This window comes from Streptomyces sp. enrichment culture (genome assembly GCF_964273145.1).
Taxonomy (GTDB): domain Bacteria; phylum Actinomycetota; class Actinomycetes; order Streptomycetales; family Streptomycetaceae; genus Streptomyces.
In genome coordinates this window covers 3,481,158-3,498,197 of sequence record NZ_OZ186873.1, presented here as the reverse complement: position 1 = coordinate 3,498,197, position 17,040 = coordinate 3,481,158, and the positions used below count along the sequence as shown (strand labels likewise).

The window sequence follows — 17,040 nt, the reverse complement described above, 5'->3', positions numbered from 1 at the left end:
CCCGGTGTGTTCGTTCCGTCACCCGGCCCCCAACGGCGGCGCCGGCCTGCCGCCCGCGTCCAGATAGGCCTGCGGGGGCTTCAGGCGCTGGCCGGGGAAGCCGCCCTTCTCGTACTTGAGCAGCTTCCTCGCCTTCTCCGGGTCCGTCTCGCCCTCGCCGTACGCCGGGCAGAGCGGGGCGATGGGGCAGGCGCCGCAGGCGGGCTTGCGGGCGTGGCAGATGCGGCGGCCGTGCCAGATCACGTGGTGCGAGAGGTCCGTCCAGTCGCTCTTGGGGAACAGCGCGCCGACGGCCGCCTCGATCTTGCCCGGGTCGGTCTCGTCGGTCCACTTCCAGCGGCGCACCAGCCGCTGGAAGTGCGTGTCCACGGTGATGCCGGGCCGGCCGAAGGCGTTGCCGAGGACGACGAAGGCGGTCTTGCGGCCGACGCCGGGCAGTTCGACGAGGTCCTCGAGCCGCCCGGGGACCTCACCGCCGAAGTCCCGCACCAGCGCCTTCGACAGCCCGATGACCGACCTGGTCTTCGCCCGGAAGAACCCGCAGGGCCGCAGGATCTCCTCGACCCGCTCCGGGTCGGCGGCGGCCAGGTCCTCGGGGGTGGGGTACTCGGCGAACAGGGCCGGGGTGGTCTGGTTGACCCGCAGGTCGGTGGTCTGGGCGGACAGGACCGTGGCGACCAGCAGCTGGAAGGGGTTGTCGAAGTCCAGCTCGGGATGGGCGTAGGGGTAGACCTCGGCGAGCTCGCGGTTGATCCGGCGGGCGCGGCGCACCAGCGCGGTGCGCGACTCCTCCCGGGGCGGCTTCACGGCGGCCGTCCGCACCGGGGCGGCGCCCCCGCCGCCGGCGGCCGCCTTCCCGGCCGCCCGCTTCGCGGGTTTCGCCGTTTTCCTGCCACCGTCCGGGCTCTGTTCGCCCATGGCGGAACCACGAGGTGCAGCCACCCGTCCAGCCCCTTCGACCTGCGCTCTCACCGGCGATTCGGACACCCTGCCAGCCTACGGCCCGGCGCGGACATCCGTCCCGGGCCCTGAAGATCGGCGTCCAATTGGCCCCCCTGCCGCGTACCCCGGGACACGTGTGCGGCATCCTTGTGACAGATCACACTGTTTGGACCGTCCGGCAAAATGGGCACCACGGTCCCCTGGTGCCCCGGGGAGCAAGATCCCCTGAGCAGGTCGACAAGGAGAGAACTCGTGGACGACGTTCTGCGGCGCAATCCGCTCTTCGCGGCGCTCGACGACGAGCAGGCCGCGGAGCTCCGCGCCTCCATGAGTGAGGTGACCCTCGCCCGCGGTGACTCGCTGTTCCACGAGGGCGACCCCGGAGATCGCCTGTACGTGGTCACGGAGGGCAAGGTCAAGCTCCACCGCACGTCCCCCGACGGCCGCGAGAACATGCTGGCCGTCGTCGGCCCCGGCGAGCTGATCGGCGAGCTGTCGCTGTTCGACCCGGGCCCGCGCACGGCGACCGCCACCGCGCTGACCGAGGTCAAGCTGCTGGGCCTCGGCCACGGCGACCTCCAGCCCTGGCTGAACGCCCGGCCCGAGGTGGCCGCGGCCCTCCTGCGCGCCGTCGCCCGCCGCCTGCGCAAGACCAACGACGCCATGTCCGACCTGGTCTTCTCGGACGTCCCGGGCCGGGTCGCCCGCGCCCTGCTGGACCTCTCCCGCCGCTTCGGCGTGCAGTCCGAGGAGGGCATCCACGTCGTCCACGACCTGACGCAGGAGGAGCTGGCCCAGCTGGTCGGCGCCTCCCGCGAGACGGTCAACAAGGCCCTGGCGGACTTCGCCCAGCGCGGCTGGCTGCGCCTGGAGGCCCGCGCGGTGATCCTGCTGGACGTGGAGCGCCTCGCCAAGCGCTCGCGCTGACGCGCCGCCCGTACGGCCGTACGGGCACCCGGGCCGTCCAGGCCCCGTTCCCTCTCCGGAGGACGGGGCCTCGCGCGTCTCCCCCGCCCGGGCTGGGGTCTTTCGTCTGGATCAGGTCGGATCAGGGAGCGGGGCACGGCATCAGGCCCGCGAGCCCGGCATGATCCGAACGAGAGGCCCTAGATGATCCCGTGCTCCTCCAGGTACTCCATCTGCGCCCGCACCGACAGCTCCGCCGCCGGCCACAGGGAGCGGTCCACGTCCGCGTACACGTGGGCGACGACCTCGGACGGGGTCAGGTAGCCGTCCTCGACGGCCGTCTCCACCTGGGCGAGGCGGTGCGCGCGGTGGGCGAGGTAGTACTCGACGGCCCCCTGGGCGTCCTCCAGGACGGGTCCGTGGCCGGGCAGCACCGTGTGCACCCCGTCGTCGACCGTGAGGGACCGCAGCCGCCGCAGGGAGTCCAGGTAGTCGCCCAGGCGCCCGTCGGGGTGCGCCACGACCGTCGTGCCGCGCCCCAGGACCGTGTCGCCGGTCAGGACGGCCCGGTCGGCCGGCAGGTGGAAGGAGAGGGAGTCCGCGGTGTGGCCGGGGGTCGGCACGACCCTCAGTTCCAGGCCGCCGACGGTGATCACGTCCCCGGCGGCCAGGCCCTCGTCGCCCAGCCGCAGCGCCGGGTCGAGGGCGCGCACGCGCGTGCCGGTCAGCTCGGCGAAGCGGGCGGCGCCCTCGGCGTGGTCGGGGTGGCCGTGGGTCAGCAGGGTCAGGGCGACGCGCCTGCCCGCCCGCTCGGCCGTGGCGACGACGCGGCGCAGGTGGCCCTCGTCGAGCGGGCCGGGGTCGACGACGACGGCCAGGCCGGAGTCGGGCTCGGACAGGATCCAGGTGTTCGTGCCGTCCAGGGTCATCGCCGAGGGGTTGGGCGCGAGGACGTTCACGGCCCGTGCGGTGGCGGGTCCCGAGAGGGCCCCGCCGCGGGGCCGGCCGGGCAGGGCGGTTGCGTCCGTCATGCGGGGGCTCCCCCGGTCTGGGTGGTCGGGTTCTGCTCGGTGGTGCGCCCGGCGGCCGGGGCGGGCCGGACGCGCTTGGTGAACTCCTCGTGGCCCGGCCAGGAGAGCACGATCCCGTCGTCGGCCAGGCGGGCCCGGGCCAGGACGGGCGTCAGGTCGCGGCCGGGTGCCGCGGCGAGCGCTTCGGCCGCCGAGCCGTACACCGACAGCTGGCGCAGGGTCGCGATGGTCGGCGGCATCATCAGCAGCTCGCCCCTGTCGTACCCGGCCGCCGCGTCGGCCGGGGAGATCCACACCGTCCGGTCCGCCTCCGTGGAGGCGTTGCGGGTGCGCTGTCCGGGCGGGAGCGCGGCCACGAAGAACCACGTGTCGTAGCGGCGGGCCTCGAACTCGGGGGTGATCCAGCGCGCCCAGGCGCCGAGCAGGTCCGAGCGCAGGACCAGGCCGCGCCGCTGGAGGAACTCCGCGAAGGACAGGTCGCGGGCGACCAGGGCCGCCCGGTCGGCCTCCCAGTCCGGGCCCGTCGTGTCGCCGACGACGGAGCCGGCGGTGGGACCGGCCAGGAGGACGCCCGCCTCCTCGTACGTCTCCCGCACGGCGGCGCAGACGACGGCCTGGGCCGCGGCCGCGTCGACGCCGAGCCGCTCCGCCCACCACGCGCGCGTGGGGCCCGCCCAGCCGATGTCCCGGTCGTCGTCGCGCGGGTCGACGCCGCCGCCCGGATAGGCGTACGCGCCCCCGGCGAAGGCCATGGAGGCGCGACGGCGCAGCATGTGCACGACCGGACCGGCGGCGGTGTCCCGGAGCAGCATGACGGTGGCCGCGCGTCTGGGGGTGACCGGGGTGAGGCTGCCCGCCGCGAGCGCGCGGATGCGGTCGGGCCACTCCGGTGGGTACCACTGACCGTTCGCCTGACCATTCGCCATGGCCGGAGGCTATCCGGTGACGGGCGGATGTTCGAGGGGTCCGCGGGTCCACGCGGGCGGCCGGGGGCACCGGGACCGGGCCGGGGAAGCCGTGGACGAGCGGGACCGCGGGGCCGTCCCCCTGCCCGGCGGGGCGGGGCGGGCCGGGCCGGCCGGCGCCGGCAGCGGGCGGCGGACGGGGCCGGCCGCGGGCGGATGCGCCACGGGAGCCTCCCGGACGTGTGCGGGCAGCGGGCGCCGGACGGCTGCCGGTCCCGTACGGGACCCGGCGCTCCGGACGGCCGGCGCCCGGCGGGCCCGACGGCTCCGCGCGGGCCCCGCCGACGGTCCCGCGACGGCCGCCACACGTCCGGCGGGGTTTTAACCGGGCCGGCGAACAGGCGCGGCCCGCCCGGTCCCGGACGCCTCACGACCCGGCGCCTCAGCGCCTCGATGCCCCGCCGCGCGGCGCGCGGCGCCCGGAGCGCTTCCGGCGGCTCACGCCTGCGCCACCAGCTCCACCTGGATCTCGACCTCCACCGGCGCGTCCAGCGGCAGCACCGCCACGCCGACCGCGCTGCGGGCGTGGACGCCCTTGTCGCCGAGGACCTCGCCGAGGAGTTCGCTGGCGCCGTTGACGACGCCCGGCTGGCCGGTGAAGTCGGACGCGGACGCCACGAAGCCGACGACCTTCACCACGCGCGCGATGCGGTCGAGGTCACCGGCGACGGACTTCACGGCGGCCAGGGCGTTCAGCGCGCAGGTGCGTGCCAGCTCCTTGGCCTCCTCCGGGGTCACCTCCGCGCCCACCTTGCCGGTCACCGGCAGCTTGCCGTCCACCATCGGCAGCTGGCCGGAGGTGTAGACGTACGGGCCGGACCGCACGGCCGGCTGGTAGGCGGCGAGCGGCGGCACGACCTGCGGCAGCGGAAGACCGAGTTCGGCCAGTTTCGCCTCGACCGCGCTCACGCCTGCTTCTCCCGCTTCAGGTAGGCCACGAGCTGCTCGGGGTTGTTCGGCCCGGGCACCACCTGGACGAGCTCCCAGCCGTCCTCGCCCCAGGTGTCCAGAATCTGCTTGGTCGCGTGGACGAGCAGCGGCACGGTTGCGTATTCCCACTTGGTCATGCGGCCGACTCTAGCCGCTGCCGCGGGCGGGTCCGGTGGCCGACCGCGGCCCGTTGTCCACGGCCCGCCGCCCGGACCGCGCCCGGACTGGTTACGCTCGAAGGCGTGAGCAGGCTCCAGGTCGTCAGCGGCAAGGGCGGAACCGGCAAGACCACGGTGGCCGCGGCCCTCGCGCTGGCCCTCGCCACCGAGGGGAAGCGCACGCTTCTCGTCGAGGTCGAGGGCCGCCAGGGCATCGCGCAGCTCTTCGAGACCGAAGCGCTGCCCTACGAGGAGCGGAAGATCGCCGTCGCTCCGGGGGGCGGGGAGGTGTACGCCCTCGCCATCGACCCCGAACTGGCCCTCCTGGAATACCTCCAGATGTTCTACAAGCTGGGCGGCGCGGGCCGGGCCCTGAAGAAGCTCGGCGCGATCGACTTCGCCACCACCATCGCGCCCGGCCTGCGGGACGTCCTGCTGACCGGCAAGGCGTGCGAGGCGGTGCGGCGCAAGGACAGGAGCGGGCGGTTCACGTACGACTACGTCGTGATGGACGCCCCGCCGACCGGGCGCGTCACCCGCTTCCTCAACGTCAACGACGAGGTCGCCGGACTCGCGAAGATCGGCCCGATACACAATCAGGCGCAGGCCGTGATGCGGGTGCTGAAGTCGCGCGAGACGGCGGTGCACCTGGTGACGCTGCTGGAGGAGATGCCGGTCCAGGAGACCGCGGACGGCATCGCCGAGCTGCGGGGCGCACGGCTGCCGGTGGGGCGGATCATCGTGAACATGGTCCGGCCCGAGGTGCTGGACGCGGCCGGCCTGGACCTCGTGCGGACCACACCGCGTACGGCTCTGGCGAAGTCCCTGTCCCTCGCCGGGCTCGGCGGGGCGCGGCGCGGCGGGCACGCCGAGCGGCTGGTGGACCCGCTGCTGGCGCAGGCGGAGGAGTACGCCGAGCGGTACGCGCTGGAGCAGGAGCAGCGGGCCGTCCTCGGCGAACTGGGCCTGCCGCTGCACGAGCTGCCGCTGCTCGCCGAGGGAATGGACCTGGCGGGACTGTACGTACTGGCCACCGAGTTGCGGAAGCAGGGGATCGCATGAGTCCGGACCCGGCCGAGACCCGGGCGCCTTCCCGGGAGCGGGACCAGGCCCGCGGTCAGGCCCAGGAGGGCGCCCGTCACCTGTCCCCCGCGCGGGTGCTGGAGATCGATCCGCTGCTGGAGGACCCGGGGACCCGGATCGTGGTGTGCTGCGGTTCGGGCGGGGTCGGCAAGACCACCACCGCGGCGGCGCTCGGGCTGCGCGCTGCCGAGCGGGGCCGGAAGGTCGTCGTCCTCACCATCGACCCGGCCCGGCGGCTGGCCCAGTCCATGGGCATCGACTCGCTGGACAACACCCCGCGCCGGGTCAAGGGCATCGACGACTCCGCGGGCGGCGAGCTGCACGCGATGATGCTCGACATGAAGCGCACCTTCGACGAGATCGTCGAGGCGCACGTGGATCCGGAGCGGGCGGCCGGGATCCTGGGCAACCCCTTCTACCAGTCGCTCTCGGCGGGCTTCGCGGGCACGCAGGAGTACATGGCGATGGAGAAGCTGGGGCAGCTGCGGGCCCGCGACGAGTGGGACCTCATCGTCGTCGACACGCCGCCGTCCCGTTCGGCGCTGGACTTCCTGGACGCGCCCAAGCGCCTCGGCTCCTTCCTGGACGGGCGGCTGATCCGGCTGCTGACGGCTCCGGCGAAGCTGGGCGGGCGCGCCGGGATGAAGTTCCTGAACGTCGGCATGTCGATGATGACCGGCACGCTCGGCAAGCTGCTCGGCGGCCAGCTCCTGAAGGACGTGCAGACGTTCGTGGCCGCGATGGACACGACCTTCGGCGGGTTCCGTACGCGCGCGGACGCGACGTACCGGCTGCTCCAGGCTCCCGGTACGGCGTTCCTGGTGGTCGCGGCCCCGGAGCGGGACGCGCTGCGTGAGGCCGCGTACTTCGTGGAGCGGCTGGCGGCCGAGGAGATGCCTCTCGCCGGGCTGGTGCTCAACCGGGTCCACGGCAGCGGTGCCGCCCGGCTGTCCGCCGAGCGGGCGATCGCCGCTGCGGAAAATCTTGAGGAGTCCCGCATTGTGGATCAGGACGGCGGGAAAGCTGGTCTTCGTAACTCTCCCGAAACGTACGGCAGTTCAGGCTCTCCTCAGCAGGACTCCCCCAACCCGGACGCCCCCGCCTCCGAGGCACCGGATCCCGGTGCCGATTCCCCCACGACCGCGCAGGCCACCGGGTCTTCCGGTGCCGCGTCCCCGGAAGCGGGCCCGGGGTCGGACACGGACGACGCGGAACGCTCGGTCGACCGGCTGGCCGCCGGTCTGCTGAGGCTGCACGCGGACCGTATGCGACTGCTCTCCCGTGAGCAGCGCACGCGTGACCGCTTCCTCGCGCTCCATCCGGAGGTGGCCGTGACCGAGGTGGCCGCGCTCCCCGGTGACGTGCACGACCTCGCGGGACTGCGGGACATCGGGGACCGCCTCGCGACGGGCCGGCCGGAGCTGCCCGAGCCGCGGGCGTGAGGCGGGGCGGTCGGCCTCAGCTCACGGCCGCGTAGGTCGTCGTCTCGCACACCCCGTCGTCGAGGGGCACGACACCGCTCCCCCGCTCGTACTCCGTCCGTGCCGTCTCCAGCAGCCTGCGCCAGGAGGTCACGGTGGGCCGCCGGCGCAGCAGTGCGCGGCGCTCCCGCTCCGTCATGCCTCCCCAGACGCCGAACTCGACGCGGTTGTCCAGCGCGTCGGCCAGGCACTCGGTCCGCACCGGGCACCCGGTGCACACCGCCTTGGCCCTGTTCTGCGCTGCTCCCTGAACGAACAGTTCATCCGGATCGGTAGTGCGGCAGGCAGCCTGCGCACTCCAGTCGGTTACCCAGCCCATACCGGCGCCGTCCTCTCCCGAATCGAGGCTCCCCCACGGCGGCAGCGGCATATTCACCGCCGCCAGTTGAGGACGTTACGGAAGGCGGGCACAGCGCAACACCCCCAGCGGGCCCAATCTTGAATGGTCCGAACGGACTATGGGTAAGCGGCAGATCACCCAGGGGAGTGACCTGGCGACATGCGCGACGAACCCGGCATACGGGTCGTTCTCACCGCGCCACAAAGGGCACCGGGCAGCACATGAGGCGGATTCGGGCACAGGCTCAACACACCGTGACACGCGCGCCGACACGCCCCGACACGCCCCGGCGCACACCGGCCGGGGCCCTGACGGAAGAAAACAGAACGGCACCGGAACGATTCGGCAGTGTCCGGACGTGTTGATACACGACCTGACTGCTGTGACAGTCGAGAGCAGCTTAGGCCAAGACATATACGCGTGTCCGGCGAATGAGAACGTAGGCTGCCTCCATGCCAAAGAAGCGCTCGGGCGGTGGTCTGTCCCCGACACAGCAGGCCGCCAAGTTCCTCGGTGTCAGCGTGCTCTCGGGAGCGGTACTGGCCGGCATCGCGCTGCCCGCGGTGGGCGCGCTGGGCCTCGCCGCCAAGGGATCGGTCGAGAGCTTCGACGAGCTCCCGGCCAACCTGAAGACCCCGCCGCTGAGCCAGCGCACCACGATCCTCGACGCCGAGGGCGGCCTGATCGCCACGGTCTACTCCCGCAACCGCACGGTGGTCGGGCTGAAGGACATCTCGCCGTACATGCAGAAGGCGATCGTCGCGATCGAGGACTCGCGCTTCTACCAGCACGGTGCGGTCGACCTGAAGGGCGTGCTGCGCGCCCTGAACAAGAACGCGCAGAGCGGCGGGGTCGCCGAGGGCGCGTCCACGCTCACCCAGCAGTACGTGAAGAACGTCTTCGTCGAGGAGGCCGGCGACGACCCGACGAAGGTCGCCCAGGCCACCCAGCAGACCCTCGGCCGCAAGATCCGCGAGCTGAAGTACGCGATCCAGGTCGAGGAGGAGCTCGGCAAGAAGGCGATCCTCGAGAACTACCTGAACATCACCTTCTTCGGCCAGCAGGCGTACGGCATCGAGGCCGCCGCCCAGCGGTACTTCTCCAAGCCCGCCAAGGACCTCAACCTCCAGGAGTCCGCCCTCCTCGCGGGCATCGTCCAGTCGCCCACCCGCTACAACCCGGTGAACGACGAGGCGGAGGCCACCAAGCGGCGCAACGTCGTGCTGCAGCGCATGGCCGAGGTCGGCGACATCTCCCAGGCGGAGGCCGACCGGGCCAAGAGGGCCCCGCTCGGCCTGAAGGTCAGCCGGCCCAGGAACGGCTGCATCACGGCGGTGAACGACGCCGGCTTCTTCTGCAAGTACGTGGAGAAGGTGTTCCTCAGCGACCCGGTCTTCGGCCGGACCCGCGAGGAGCGCGCCAAGCTCTGGAACCAGGGCGGCCTGACCATCCGTACGACGCTGGACCCGCAGGCGCAGAAGGCCGTGCAGGCCTCGCTCGAGGACCACGTCGACCGGTCGGACGAGGTCGCCGCAGCGGCCACGCTGGTCGAGCCCGGCACCGGGAAGATCGTCGCGATGGGCCAGTCGAAGCCGCTCGGCTCCGACGTCAAGGAGCACGAGACCGAGTACAACTACTCGGTCGACGCGGCCATGGGCGGATCCAACTTCGGCTTCCCGACCGGTTCGACGTTCAAGCCGTTCGTGGCGGCGGCGGCGCTGGAGGAGGGCCGGCCGCCGACGCAGGCGTACTCCTCGCCGTACGAGATGGAGTACCCGAGCCCGGTCGCGGCCTGTGACGGCAAGCAGTGGGTCAACGACCCGGAGCGGCCCGAGAAGCTCACCAACGAGAACGAGTCGGAGGTCGGCCCCTACCGGATGAAGGAGGCGATGGCCAAGTCGGTCAACACCTACTTCGTCCAGCTCCTCTCCGACATCGGCCTGTGCCCGGTGGTGGACCTCACCGACAAACTGCACATCCGGCAGGGCAACGGCGACAAGGTCCCGCAGACCCCGTCCTCGCTGTCCCTCGGCTCGATCGGCCTGTCCCCGCTGACGATGGCGAGCGCGTACGCCGCCTTCGCCTCCCGCGGCACGTACTGCACGCCGGTCGCCGTCGAGTCGGTCACCCAGAAGATCGGAAAGGAGAAGCGCTCGCTCCAGGTGCCCAAGTCGTCCTGCTCGCGGGCCATGTCGGAGGAGACCGCGGACAGCATCAACACCCTCCTGCGCGGCGTGGTCGACTCCGGCACGGGCAAGCAGGCCGGCCTCGACGACCGCGAGAGCGCCGGCAAGACGGGTACGACGGACGAACGCAGGAACGCCTGGTTCGTCGGTTACACGCCGAACATGTCGGGCGCCGTGTGGGTCGGCAGCGCCACCCAGCAGGTGGAGATGAAGAACATCACCATCGGCGGCGTCTACCACCCCCTGGTCTACGGCGGTGAGGTCCCCGGCCCGATCTGGAAGGACGCCATGTCCGGCGCCCTCGCGGGCAAGGACGCCCCGTCCTTCCACCTCGTCGACATCCCGGACGACGAACCGGACGGAGGGGACGCAGGGGACGGCGGCGGTGACGGCGGCACCGGTGCCGGCGGCGACGACGGGGACAACGGCGACTACGGCGGCGGCGCCGGGAACGACGGCGACGGGGACAACGGCGACGACGGCGGCTACGGCGGCGGCGCCGGTGACGCCGACGACGGGGACGACGGCTTCCTCGGTGGCCTGATCGGCGGCGGCACGGACGGCGGTACGGACGGCGGCACCTTCCCGGAGCCCTCCTTCCCCCTCCCGGGGAACTTCGCCCAGGGCCAGGGGAACGGCGGCGGCAACGGGAACGGGAACGGAGGGCGGCGCGGCTGACGGCCTGCGGCGGCCACCGGTCGACGGTCCCGGTTTGCCGGTGACCGGTCGCCGGTCGCCGGTCGCCGGTCGCCGGTCACGAGAGGGACGGCCCCTGTGCCCGCGTACGCGTCCGTCGTACGCGGGCACAGGGGCCGTCCCCCTTTCGGGGCGGTCAGCCGGCGAGCATCCTCTTGACCGCGGCGGCGACGCGACCGCCCTCCGCCTGGCCCGCGACCTTCGGATTCACGATCTTCATCACGGCGCCCATGGCCCGCGGCCCCTCGGCGCCGGCCGCCTTCGCCTCCGCGACGGCCTGGGCGACGATCGCGTCCAGCTCCTCGTCGGACAGCTGCTTGGGCAGGTAGGCGGCGAGGACCTCCCCCTCCGCCTTCTCCCGCTCGGCCTGCTCGGCGCGACCGCCCTGCGCGAAGGCCTCGGCCGCCTCGCGGCGCTTCTTCGCCTCCCGGGTGATCACCTTCTGCACCTCGTCGTCGGAGAGCTCCCGCTTCTCCTTCCCCGCGACCTCCTCCTTGGTGATCGCGGCGAGCGTCAGCCGGAGCGTCGAGGAGCGGAGCTCGTCGCGCTCCTTGATCGCGGCGTTGAGGTCATCCTGCAGCTTCGACTTGAGCGTGGTCATGGGGTCGATTGTCGCAGGTGGGGAAGGAAGGACGCCCGTCGTTTTACCCACCGGTCCGCCCTCGGGCCGCCCGTCGCCCCGGGGAGGCGGCGGCGGGCGGCGGCCGGGGCGTCACCAGGGGCGTCCCGGCCGCCGGCACCGGCGGCCGGGACGCGCCGCACCGCCGTGGTCTGACACGATGGGCACATGCGCGCGCGATACGGAGTACCCCTGGGAATCACGGCGGTTGGCGCCGCCGGTCTGGTCTACGCGGCGGGCTTCGAGGCCCGCTCCTTCCGCCTGCGGCGGGTGACGGTCCCCGTCCTGCCGTCCGGGATGCGCCCCCTGCGCGTGCTGCAGGTCTCCGACATCCACATGGTCGGCGGGCAGCGCAAGAAGCAGCGCTGGCTGCGCTCGCTGGCGGGCCTGCGCCCCGACTTCGTGATCAACACGGGCGACAACCTGTCCGACCCGGAGGGCGTCCCCGAGGTCCTGGACGCGCTCGGCCCCCTGATGGAGTTCCCCGGGGCGTACGTCTTCGGCTCCAACGACTACTACGGGCCCAAGCTGCGCAACCCCGCCCGCTACCTGATCGAGAAGATCCAGGGCCGCCACGGCCTGAACGGCAACCCGCCCGCCGAGAAAGTGGTCCACAACCCGTGGGAGGACCTCCGCGACGGCTTCGACGCGGCGGGCTGGCTGAACCTGACGAACACGCGCGGCACCCTGAAGATCGAGGGCGCCTCCGTGGAGCTGACGGGCCTGGACGACCCGCACATCAAGCGGGACCGGTACGCACGGGTGGCCGGCGGCCCATCCGGGTCCGCGGACTTCTCGATGGGCGTCGTCCACGCCCCCTACCTGCGCGTCCTGGACTCCTTCACCACGGACGGCTACCCCTTGATCCTCGCCGGCCACACCCACGGCGGCCAGCTGTGCATCCCCTTCTACGGCGCCTTGGTCACCAACTGCGACCTGGACACCGACCGCGTGAAGGGCCTGTCCACGCACACGGCGGACGGCCGTACGGCCTACCTCCACGTCTCCGCGGGCTGCGGCACCAACCGCTACACCCCGGTCCGCTTCGCCTGCCCGCCGGAGGCGACGCTGCTGACGCTGGTGGAACGGGAGCGGTAGGACGCGGCGGCCCGGCGCGACCGCCGCCGCGGGCGGGGGGGGGCGCCGCGGACAGGGGGCGCCGCGGGCGGGGAGGGGCGCGCCGACGCCCGGTGACGGTGCGGGGACGCCCAGGGACCTGGGGCGCTCGGGGACTCCGGGGCGCTCGGGAGCCCTGGGGCTGCCCGGAAACCGTGGGTGCTCGGAAACCCTGGGGCTGCCCGGGGCACCCTGGGGACCGATCCGGGAACGCCTGAGGATCCCGGAGACCATCCGGGAACGCTTGGTGATCACCCGGAACCCGGGGATGCCCAGGGCCCATCCGTGGGCGCCGGGGGCACCCGGGGCCCCCAGGGACCGGGGCATCCCCCACACGGCCCACCCGCATGGTCCCGCTCGCCCCGCGTTCCTACCGTGAGGGCATGACCGCCCCGATACCCAGGGACATCCCGGATCTGCCCGCAATCCCGGGCATGCCCAAGCCGCTGTCCTCCTCCGTGCCCGCGGCGGCCGTCCTCACCCCCGCGCGCCGCCCGTTCGCCGCCGCCTTCCACCTGCTGACCGCCCTCCTGGCCGTCACCGGCGTCACGATCGCGCTCCTCCTGGGCAGCCCGCTCCGGGTCCTGGGCCACTTCACGATCCAGAGCACCATCCTGCTGGCCCTGGTCCTCACCCTCTCGGCCCGCCGCGCCTGGACCGCCCGCCGCCCCCTGCCGGCCCCCCTGACCGGCGCGGCACTGCTGTACGTCCTCACCGCCGCCCTGCTCCACCACCTGCTCCCGGCCGACGCCGCGATCCTCTCCTCCCCGGCGGGCGGAGCCGCCGCGGTCCCGCGGGCCACCGCGGACCACCTCCTGCACACGGCCGTCCCGATCGCCGCCGCCCTGGACTGGCTCCTCCTGACCGCCCCCGGCCGCCTGCGCCCGCGCCACGCCGCCCCATGGCTGCTCTTCCCGCTGATCCACCTGGCGATTTCCTCCCTGACCCGGAGCGAGACCCTCGTCACAGGCACCGCGGTCCGTCACCTCCTCCCCTCCCTCGACATCGCCCGGCACGGCTACAGGGAAGCCCTGGGCACCGCCCTCCTCCTGGCCCTGTCCCTGTGCGCCCTGGCCGTCCTCCTGGTGGGCCTCGACCGCGCCCGCCCGGACCCGACCCGTCGCCGCCCGAAAACCGGATTTCGTCTCCAGCCACCAGTGGGCTAAAGTAAACGTCGTCGCCGCGAACAGCAGCGACACTCGGGGTGTAGCGCAGCTTGGCAGCGCGCTTCGTTCGGGACGAAGAGGTCGTGGGTTCAAATCCCGCCACCCCGACAGTGAAACAGCAGATGGGGCACACCTTGATGTCAAGGTGTGCCCCATCTGCTGTTACTGCGTGTCTATCGCTCCGGACCGCGTTTGAAGATCCCGTCCATGACCACGGCGCCGGTCTGGATCACGGGCCGGATCTGCTTCCGGTAGACCTCCTCGGTCACGGCCGTCCCGGAGTGCCCGACGAGCCGGGAGATCACTTCCAGCGGTACGCCGCGGTCGGACAGCAGGGACACGAAGCTGTGCCGGAGCTCCCGGGGCGTCCACTCGTCGGCGTTGATCCCGTCGATGCCCTTGAGCGCCTGGCGGAAGGCTCGGCGGACGTTGGCCGCGTCCAGCGGCTTGCCCACGGCCGAGGAGAAGACGAGCCCGTGTTCCTCCCACTTGTCGCCGGCGGCGAGCCGATCCCAGCCCTGATCCTCGAACTGCTGCCATAGGGCTTCGACGCAGCGTGCAGGCAGAGCGAGCGTGCGCCGAGACTTCCGGGTCTTGGTGTCCCCGCCTCGCCGGACCGAGCGCCACACCGCGATGTGCGGAGGCTATGACGGGTCGGCGTCCGGCTTGCCCTTGAGGAAGACGTGGTCCCAGGTGAGCGCCCGCAGCTCCTCGGTACGGGCACCGGTCAGCAGGGCCACGACGATGTACGCGTACATCGAGGTCCCCTCGGCACCCTTGAGCACGGCCTCGGCCTGAGCGAAGGTGAGCGCCTTGGAGGGGCGCCCGGCTTGCCCCTGGGGCACCGAGCACAGCTCGACGACGTTCCGCTTCACCTTGTCCCGGACCATGGCCCGCTTGACCGCACGGTTGAGGCACGAGTGGCTCACCTGAAGGGTGCGCGTGCTGAGCGTCTTCGCTTTGGTACTCCAGTTGGATTTCGTGTCCTGAGCTGCTGGTTGTCATTGTCCGGATATGGAGGCGATCACTGAAGTCGACCGGTGGCAGGCGGAGTTGGAATCGGTGTTCGCGCGGGTGGCGGGCCGGTTCGCCCGGGTGGATCTGCGACGGCGGATGCGGGACTACCTGCGTGGTCTGCTGGCGCCGGTCGAGCGGAAGAACGGCTGGCAACTGGCCGAATGGGCCGGCCACCGCGACCCAGCGGGCCTGCAGCATCTGCTGAACGGGGCCTGCTGGGACGCCGACGCGGTTCGCGACGATGTCCGCGACTACGTCGCCGAACGGCTCGGACCGGGCGGTGTGCTGATCATCGACGACACCGGGTTCATCAAAAAGGGCACCACCTCGGCCGGGGTCGGCCGGCAGTACACCGGCACCTCGGGAAAGATCGACAATCTCCCACAGGGGGCACCCCCAGCCAGATCGGGGTGTTCGCCGCCTACGCCACCAGCTTGGGCCGTGCCCTGGTGGACCGGGAGCTCTACCTGCCCAAAGCCTGGACGTCCGACCGTGACCGTTGCCGCGCGGCGAAGATCCCCGACGAACGGGGCTTTGCGACCAAGGGCGAGTTGGCCCGGAACATCGTCCGCCGCTGCCTGGCCGCCGGCCTGCCCGCCGCCTGGGTCACCGCGGACGAGGCCTATGGGCAGGACTGGCACTTCCGCCGCCTGCTCGAGCAACTCGGTGTCGGTTATGTGGTCGCAGTGCCGAAATCCCAGCAAATCAAGTCCCTGGCCGGCATCTGGCGCATCGACCAACTCATCGAGGAGGCACCCGGTGACGCCTGGCAGCGGTTGTCCTACGGTGATGGCGCCAAGGGGCCGCGGATCTACGACTGGGCCGCGGCCAAACTGCCCACCAACCTGATCTTCGACCCCGACCCGCCGACCCACCACCGCTGGGTAATGGCCCGCCGTAGCCTGTCCGACCCCGGCGAGATCGCCTACTACCTGGCCTACGCACCCGCCGGCATCGAGATCACCGAGCTGGCCCGGATCGCCGGCTCCCGCTGGGCGATCGAGGAGTGCTTCCAGGCCGCGAAGAACGAGTGCGGCCTGGACGAGTACGAGGTCCGCCGCTATCCCGGCTGGTATCGGCACATCACCCTGGCCATGCTCGCCCACGCTGTCCTCACCGCCCTGGCCGCCCAAGCAGACCGCCAGGAAACAGCAGAAACGAACCGAACAGCCTCCTCCTCACCGTGGCAGAGATCAGGCGACTGCTGGACGCTCTCCTGCCTCACCCACGACCCGAACTCGACTGGCGTCAGCACGCTCTGAACTGGTCCCACTGGCGCCGACACCACCAAGCCATCGCCTGACAATGCCACTACCGCAGAAGAACCAGCCCAGGACACGAAATCCAACTGGAGTACTAACAACAGCTCAGCAGCAGGTCAGGACGTTGATCGATAAGGCGGCCGCAGGTCACGGCCGCCCGTGATCAGTTGTGGCTGTGCAGACCGCTGTACGCGAAGTCTGGGCCGTCTCTGGGCCGTCCAAGGTCAGCCGACGCTGACCAACAACGACAGAAGCCCACGGCGTCTGAACTGGTCAGAGCCGTGGGCTTCGTCAGGCCCGCTGGTCAGCAAGGCCGGTGATCAGTAGACGGGCAACTGATCACCTCTTCAGCCCGCTGGCAGCGCGAGTCGTGCCACAAGCGCTGCGGCCCGCAGATCTCAGAGCGCCCACCAGCAGAACAACCGGAGCCCTGCCGACCGCGCCGGGCCGGCCAGCCCGCCAAGTTGGACCAGTGCTTCCAGCGCGGTCCCAGGGGCGACTCCGAACTGCCGCAGTTCATCGGTTTCGGCCCAACGCCCAGCAGCGTCAATCAGGGATGTGTGCGAGGCCGACGCCAGCGCCTCCTGCAGACTGTCGGAAACGCTGAGGATGAACGCGCTCTCGGCTTCCGAGGACGACAGCACCTGTCCGGAGCGAGGCCGCTCCGAGGCCTCCTCGTAAGTGCACCCGGTGAGGATCGCTTCCAGGCGAGCCATCACCACCACCGGATCGAACCCTTTGAGCGGGACCACATCAAACGCAGACCGGTGAGGACCACCGGGCTGGTCCAGCACTCGGACGGCGGCATCGTCGTCGGAGGCCGAGAAGTACTCGCACATGACCACGAGGTGATCCTTGCACGCGGAGCCAGCGAAGCGACACGCCGGCGCCTTGGCAGGGGCCCGCCCCCTACGGAGGCCAACGAGTGGCTGCGCCGAGTGATCAGCACCCCGGGGCGCTCGCTGGGCAGCGATCAAGCAGGCCTCCCTGCCACTTCACCGCAGGTCAGCGCAGCAACCACCGTCAAAGAACCCGAGCTTTTCAAACTGAGGGCTCGGCCGGTCACCGCCGTCAGGCGCTGGCCGTCGAAACAGGCAGCATAGCTGAGGTCGGCGAGGGTGCAGCGAGGCATACGCGCGCCT

Annotated in this window: 15 protein-coding genes, 1 tRNA gene and 2 pseudogenes; 9 read left to right on the top strand and 9 right to left on the bottom strand. The window is 72.0% G+C overall.

Annotation, left to right across the window (positions count from 1 at the left end; translation table 11 throughout):
- Window positions 1–18: 18 nt before the first annotated feature.
- Entirely contained in the window at window positions 19–918 is a 900-nt protein-coding gene (gene nth / locus ACSU6Z_RS15825; protein WP_437050333.1) for an endonuclease III, read from the bottom strand.
- 276 nt (window positions 919–1,194) lie between these two features.
- On the opposite strand from nth, the gene ACSU6Z_RS15820 reads away from it, so the two are divergent.
- The gene (locus ACSU6Z_RS15820; RefSeq protein WP_029382547.1) at window positions 1,195–1,869 is read left to right on the top strand and encodes a Crp/Fnr family transcriptional regulator; all 675 of its coding nucleotides are present in this window, start codon (window positions 1,195–1,197) and stop codon (window positions 1,867–1,869) included.
- Window positions 1,870–2,048: 179 nt separating this feature from the next.
- Here ACSU6Z_RS15820 and ACSU6Z_RS15815 read toward each other — a convergent pair whose 3' ends face one another.
- The 4 genes from ACSU6Z_RS15815 to ACSU6Z_RS15800 all read right to left on the bottom strand — a co-directional run bounded on the left by ACSU6Z_RS15815 (window position 2,049) and on the right by ACSU6Z_RS15800 (window position 4,911).
- On the bottom strand, window positions 2,049–2,879 hold the full coding sequence (locus tag ACSU6Z_RS15815) for an MBL fold metallo-hydrolase (protein ID WP_437046271.1): 831 nt from the start codon (window positions 2,877–2,879) through the stop codon (window positions 2,049–2,051).
- Window positions 2,876–3,805, bottom strand: a complete 930-nt coding sequence (locus ACSU6Z_RS15810) for an NUDIX hydrolase (protein WP_437046269.1) — start codon at window positions 3,803–3,805, stop codon at window positions 2,876–2,878. The genes ACSU6Z_RS15815 and ACSU6Z_RS15810 overlap by 4 nt, the downstream gene beginning before the upstream one ends.
- A 477-nt stretch (window positions 3,806–4,282) precedes the next feature.
- Window positions 4,283–4,753 carry a RidA family protein gene (locus ACSU6Z_RS15805; RefSeq protein ID WP_437017619.1) on the bottom strand — a complete coding sequence of 157 codons (471 nt, stop codon included), beginning with the start codon at window positions 4,751–4,753 and terminating at the stop codon, window positions 4,283–4,285.
- The gene (locus ACSU6Z_RS15800) at window positions 4,750–4,911 is read right to left on the bottom strand and encodes a DUF4177 domain-containing protein (protein ID WP_003975360.1); all 162 of its coding nucleotides are present in this window, start codon (window positions 4,909–4,911) and stop codon (window positions 4,750–4,752) included. Before ACSU6Z_RS15800 ends, ACSU6Z_RS15805 begins: the two co-directional genes overlap by 4 nt.
- A 105-nt stretch (window positions 4,912–5,016) precedes the next feature.
- Here ACSU6Z_RS15800 and ACSU6Z_RS15795 point away from each other — a divergent pair, with 105 nt between their 5' ends.
- Together ACSU6Z_RS15795 and ACSU6Z_RS15790 are read left to right on the top strand one after the other, a co-directional pair.
- On the top strand, window positions 5,017–5,994 hold the full coding sequence (locus tag ACSU6Z_RS15795; protein WP_437046267.1) for an ArsA family ATPase: 978 nt from the start codon (window positions 5,017–5,019) through the stop codon (window positions 5,992–5,994).
- A complete protein-coding gene (locus ACSU6Z_RS15790) occupies window positions 5,991–7,457 on the top strand; it encodes an ArsA family ATPase (RefSeq protein WP_437046265.1) in 1,467 nt (488 codons plus the stop codon). Before ACSU6Z_RS15795 ends, ACSU6Z_RS15790 begins: the two co-directional genes overlap by 4 nt.
- A 16-nt stretch (window positions 7,458–7,473) precedes the next feature.
- Here the strand turns inward: ACSU6Z_RS15790 and ACSU6Z_RS15785 are convergent, their stop codons facing one another.
- Complete coding sequence (locus tag ACSU6Z_RS15785) at window positions 7,474–7,815, bottom strand: WhiB family transcriptional regulator (RefSeq protein WP_437046263.1); 342 nt, start codon at window positions 7,813–7,815, stop codon at window positions 7,474–7,476.
- Between the two features lie 473 nt (window positions 7,816–8,288).
- On the opposite strand from ACSU6Z_RS15785, the gene ACSU6Z_RS15780 reads away from it, so the two are divergent.
- Entirely contained in the window at window positions 8,289–10,700 is a 2,412-nt protein-coding gene (locus ACSU6Z_RS15780; RefSeq protein ID WP_437046261.1) for a transglycosylase domain-containing protein, read from the top strand.
- Window positions 10,701–10,854: 154 nt separating this feature from the next.
- Here ACSU6Z_RS15780 and ACSU6Z_RS15775 read toward each other — a convergent pair whose 3' ends face one another.
- Window positions 10,855–11,319 (bottom strand): GatB/YqeY domain-containing protein, encoded by a 465-nt coding sequence (locus ACSU6Z_RS15775; RefSeq protein ID WP_437046259.1) that lies wholly within the window; start codon window positions 11,317–11,319, stop codon window positions 10,855–10,857.
- 186 nt (window positions 11,320–11,505) lie between these two features.
- On the opposite strand from ACSU6Z_RS15775, the gene ACSU6Z_RS15770 reads away from it, so the two are divergent.
- The 3 genes from ACSU6Z_RS15770 to ACSU6Z_RS15760 all read left to right on the top strand — a co-directional run bounded on the left by ACSU6Z_RS15770 (window position 11,506) and on the right by ACSU6Z_RS15760 (window position 13,727).
- Entirely contained in the window at window positions 11,506–12,435 is a 930-nt protein-coding gene (locus ACSU6Z_RS15770; protein WP_437046258.1) for a metallophosphoesterase, read from the top strand.
- A 401-nt stretch (window positions 12,436–12,836) separates the two neighbouring features.
- The gene (locus ACSU6Z_RS15765; RefSeq protein WP_437046256.1) at window positions 12,837–13,619 is read left to right on the top strand and encodes a Pr6Pr family membrane protein; all 783 of its coding nucleotides are present in this window, start codon (window positions 12,837–12,839) and stop codon (window positions 13,617–13,619) included.
- Between the two features lie 34 nt (window positions 13,620–13,653).
- Window positions 13,654–13,727, top strand: a tRNA-Pro gene (locus ACSU6Z_RS15760).
- 65 nt (window positions 13,728–13,792) lie between these two features.
- On the opposite strand, the pseudogene ACSU6Z_RS15755 reads toward ACSU6Z_RS15760, so the two are convergent.
- Window positions 13,793–14,584, bottom strand: a pseudogene (locus tag ACSU6Z_RS15755) (tyrosine-type recombinase/integrase); the annotation flags it as partial.
- Window positions 14,585–14,633: 49 nt separating this feature from the next.
- Between ACSU6Z_RS15755 and ACSU6Z_RS15750 the strand changes: the two are divergent.
- Together ACSU6Z_RS15750 and ACSU6Z_RS15745 are read left to right on the top strand one after the other, a co-directional pair.
- A pseudogene (locus ACSU6Z_RS15750) lies at window positions 14,634–15,074 on the top strand (IS701 family transposase); the annotation flags it as partial.
- Window positions 15,047–15,898 (top strand): IS701 family transposase, encoded by an 852-nt coding sequence (locus ACSU6Z_RS15745; RefSeq protein WP_437046255.1) that lies wholly within the window; start codon window positions 15,047–15,049, stop codon window positions 15,896–15,898. The pseudogene ACSU6Z_RS15750 and the gene ACSU6Z_RS15745, both read left to right, overlap by 28 nt.
- Before the next feature lie 398 nt (window positions 15,899–16,296).
- Here the strand turns inward: ACSU6Z_RS15745 and ACSU6Z_RS15740 are convergent, their stop codons facing one another.
- A complete protein-coding gene (locus ACSU6Z_RS15740) occupies window positions 16,297–16,737 on the bottom strand; it encodes a hypothetical protein (protein WP_437046253.1) in 441 nt (146 codons plus the stop codon).
- Window positions 16,738–17,040 lie beyond the last annotated feature (303 nt).